This window comes from Bifidobacterium italicum (assembly GCF_002286915.1).
In the GTDB taxonomy this organism is placed as follows: Bacteria; Actinomycetota; Actinomycetes; order Actinomycetales; family Bifidobacteriaceae; genus Bifidobacterium; species Bifidobacterium italicum.
On record NZ_MVOG01000067.1, the window covers coordinates 1 to 3,031 of the forward strand.

2 protein-coding genes are annotated in these 3,031 nt (G+C 71.5%); both read left to right on the forward strand.

Annotated elements, in window-relative coordinates; all coding sequences use genetic code 11:
• Nucleotides 1–1,390: SCO6880 family protein (locus B1400_RS09770; protein WP_095614093.1), on the forward strand; the 1,390-nt coding region annotated here is incomplete at its 5' end.
• Between the two features lie 54 nt (nt 1,391–1,444).
• A complete protein-coding gene (locus B1400_RS09285; RefSeq protein ID WP_407641090.1) occupies nt 1,445–2,971 on the forward strand; it encodes an ATPase in 1,527 nt (508 codons plus the stop codon).
• The last annotated feature ends 60 nt before the right edge of the window (nt 2,972–3,031 follow it).

Consider the following 3,031-nt stretch of genomic DNA (forward strand, 5'->3'; position numbering starts at 1 on the left):
CCTCGTGGTCGGCATCTTCGTGATGATGGCGAACCCGCTCGTCGCGCTGGCGATCCTGGCGGTGGGCGAGGGGACGGTCGCGGTCCTGGCGGTGCGCGACCGCGCCCACCGCAACATCGCCGACCGGCAGCTGGAACGGGCCGCGTACCGCCGCCAGATCCGCTCGCGCGCCGCCCTGTACCGCTCCGGGATGCTCGCGCCGGTCGAATCCGGCGTGTGCGCGCTGCCGGGCATCTGCTCCGAGGTGACGCTCGTGGAGGCATCCGACCCGTTCGGCCACCGGTTCACGCTCGTGTCGCACGGGCACACGGGCGAGTACGCGCTGCTCATGGCGTGCCAGCCGCAGGGCACCGCGATGGCCGACGACCACGTCGAGGACGCGTACGTGGCGGCCTGGGCGCACGTGCTCGAATCGCTGGCCGACGAGGACGGCGTGGCCCAGCTCGCGGTCACGGTCGACACGGCGCCCGACTCGGGCGTGCGCTTCCGCCGATCCCTGACCCGGCACATGGTCGACGACGCGCCGGACCTGGCCGCCCGCTGCATGCGCCAGGTCATGGACTCGTACGCCCAGGGCGGCGCGTCGAGCGATACGATCCTCACGCTGACGTTCCGCTACCGCGACCGCAAGGGCAAATGGCTCGACCGTCAGGAGGCCGCGCGCCGCATCGGCCAGCTGATCCCGTCGCTGACGGGCAGGATCACGGACGCGGGCGGCGGCACGCCGCGGTGCATGACGTCCGACGAGATCGCGCGCCTGGTCGCCCAGGCGTACGATCCGCGCGCCCAGGAGACGATCGAGGAGCGCGACGAGGCGCCGTACGTCGACTGGCGCGACGCCGGCCCCGTCGCCGCGGAGGCGCGCTGGGACTACTACCGGCACGATTCGGGCCTGTCCAGGACCTGGCAGATGTGCGACCCGCCGGCCAGCAACGTCACGAGCGGCACGCTGGCCGCGCTGCTGGGGCCGCTGCGCGACGTCGACCGCAAACGCGTCACCCTGATCTTCCACGCGGTGCCCTCGGACCGCACCGCGTTCATGGTCGAGCAGAACCGGCAGAAGGCCGTCAACCAGATCAGCCAGGAGAAACGCCCCTCCATGAAGGCGTCGAAGCAGATGGCCATGTCGAACCGGCAGGCCGAGGAGGCCGCGGACGGCGCGGTCCTGGTGTACTTCGGCCTGCTGGTGACCGCGACGGTGCGCGCGGGCGAGCAGGAGGAGGCGCGTCTGGAGGCCGCCAGCCACGCGGTCGAATCCGCGGCCGGCGCCGCGAAGATCAACCTGCGTCCCTGCTACGCGGCGCAGGACACCGGCTTCGCCGCATGCCTGCCGCTCGGCTTCGACGTGCGCAGCTACAAGCCGTCGACGCTGACCGGATTCATCGGATAGGAAAGTCGGATAGGAAAGGAGGACGCCATGGCATGGCGGCGACACGGCGGGGACATGGACGAGGACGCGTTCAGCGCGGGCGCGCTGGAGGAGCCCGTGAGCGCCGACCGGTCTCACGCGGCCGCGCGCACGACATGGGCCGGCCGGGCCGGCGTCGGGGGCGGGCGCGCCGCCCTGATGCCGAGCGTCGACGAGTTCTACGGCGCGTCGACGCAGGTGTGCGGCGGTTTCTGGCCGTTCTCCACGGACATGGCGCTGCCCGTCGACGGCGTGCCGGTCGGCCGGTCCCTGGCGACGGGCGCGGCCGTGTGCTGCGACCCGATCAGCTGGTTCAAGGCGGGGATCATCGAGCAGCCCTCCATGTTCGTCATGGGGCTGCCCGCGATCGGCAAGAGCACGTTCGTGCGCCGTCAGGTGTGGGGGCTGGCCGCCCTGGGCATGCACGCGATCATCCCGGGCGACCTCAAACCCGACTACGCGCCGCTCACGCGCATGCTCGGCGGCCAGGTCATCCGGCTGGGCGCCGGCGTGGGCTCGATCAACATCATGGACCCCGGCGACGTGCATGCGGCGCTGCGCCATGTGACGGGCGACGCGCGCGCGGACATGCTCGCCGACTGGCACGAGAGGCGCAAGACGCTGCTCGAGATCGTGCTCACCATCTCGCGTTCGGGCCGCGCCGACGGCGCGCGCACCGTCTCGGACGTGGAATCCAACATCCTGTCCACCAGCCTGCAGATCCTGCACGAGCATACGGGCGGCGACGCGGTGCCCCCGGTCGTCGCCGACCTGCGCGACCTCATCCAGGCGGGCCCCGACGCGGTGCGCGCCGCAGCCGTGTTCGACGCCCCCGACGACGACGAACGCTACCGGCGGGCCACCCGGGACCTGATCGCCAGCCTGCACGGCATCGCCAACCCGCGCGGCCGGTACGGGCGGCTGTTCTGCGAGCAGACCACCGAGCACGTCGACCTGACGCGTCCGGTGGACTGGGACATCAGCGCGCTGGCCCAGGGCGGCGACGACGTGGTCGCGGCCACCCTCGCCGCGACCTGGACGAGCGCGTTCGCCGCCAAGAACAAGGCGGACGTGCTCGCCGACGCGGGCCTCGCCCCGGCGCGCAACCACGTGATCATCCTCGACGAGATGCACCGCGCATTGCGCGCCAGCCCGCTCATGGTCGACTCGCTCGACCTGCTCACCCGCCTTAATAGACAGTGGGGCGTCGGGCAGATCATGATCACGCACACGTTCGCCGACCTCATGTGCCTGGACACCGCCGCCCAGAACGCCAAGGCGCGCGGATTCGTGGAACGCTCGAAGATCAAGGTCCTCGGCGCCCTGAGCCGCACCGAGGTGTCGCGCTTCCTGCGCTCCGAGAGCGGCCTGCCGGTGTCGGCGCGCGAGGAGGACCTGCTCGACGACTGGGCCACGCCGACCAACTTCCGCGCCCACGCCGCCCTCAAGGGCATGGGCAAGTTCCTGATCAAGCTCGGGGGGCTGCCCGGCATCCCCATCTCGCTTGAGCTGTGCGACCTGGAACGCGGCGGATTCAACGACACGAACGCCAAATGGCACTGACAAGGAGGAGACGCGATGCACGAGGACGGCTACGAGGAGATGGGCGCCGTATGCGAGGCC

Bases quoted from the DNA above. Each gene is read 5' to 3' on its own strand.
- B1400_RS09285 (WP_407641090.1), top strand. From the start codon at position 1,445: ATGGACGAGGACGCGTTCAGCGCGGGCGCGCTGGAGGAGCCCGTGAGC.